Here is a 702-nt window from a genome sequence, read left to right as displayed (position 1 = left end):
CCTGCCGAATATCTGTCGCTGATCTCCAACGCCATCCGCATCTCCCTCGTCGCATCTAGTACGAAGGAATCACGGTCGCCGAAGCCACGCAAATCACGCCAGAGTCAGATCATCCGCTCAGCGGTATTACAGCGTCGGTTCGCTGCTTCGTTCGCCTTCGAAGGTCTCGATATAGAGTTCACGTCCGGAGCGGATTTCGGCGTTGCCGGCGCCACAGGAGGGGCACTCCATACGATAGCCCTCGACCTGCCAGATTTGGCCGCATGTGCGGCACAGTGCTTCCACGCCGACCTCGTCGATGTCCAGCCGGGCGCCCTCGGCGGCTGTGCCTTCGGCGAAGAGTTCGAAGCATCCCCGGACCTGGCGAACGTCGAGACCGCGAAGCCGGCCGATCTTGAGCTGGATCGACACGATTCGCCGGATCCCGTTTTCGGCGGCCTTTTGCGACAGGATTCGCATCAGACCTTCGACCACCGCCGTTTCGTGCATTCCCCGCTCCGTCAATTCGCCGACAGCCGCTGGTGTCAACCGTAGAAAACGTCCGTCGCGCACTGTCAAGCAGCCCCTTGGAATCGGCAGGGCTCCGAATCCAAATTACTGAAGGGATGGTGTGAGGAGTTCGGCGAGGTAGTCTGTCGACCATCCTGCGAGTTTACGGCGGGTTTTCAGGGAGTTCTTGTCGGTTGCGCTGCGGATGAGGTT

Annotated in this window: 1 protein-coding gene; it reads right to left on the bottom strand. The window is 60.4% G+C overall.

The annotated features are described in order from the left end of the window. Nucleotides 1-126 precede the first annotated feature (126 nt). Nucleotides 127-459, bottom strand: coding sequence for a hydrogenase maturation nickel metallochaperone HypA/HybF (locus tag SMD10_RS25675; protein WP_432757315.1), 333 nt, complete (start codon nucleotides 457-459; stop codon nucleotides 127-129). Nucleotides 460-702 lie beyond the last annotated feature (243 nt).

The sequence above is a fragment of the Consotaella aegiceratis genome, from assembly GCF_036541425.1.
In the GTDB taxonomy this organism is placed as follows: Bacteria; Pseudomonadota; Alphaproteobacteria; order Rhizobiales; family Rhizobiaceae; genus Consotaella; species Consotaella aegiceratis.
This window is presented reverse-complemented; position numbering and strand designations above follow the sequence as displayed.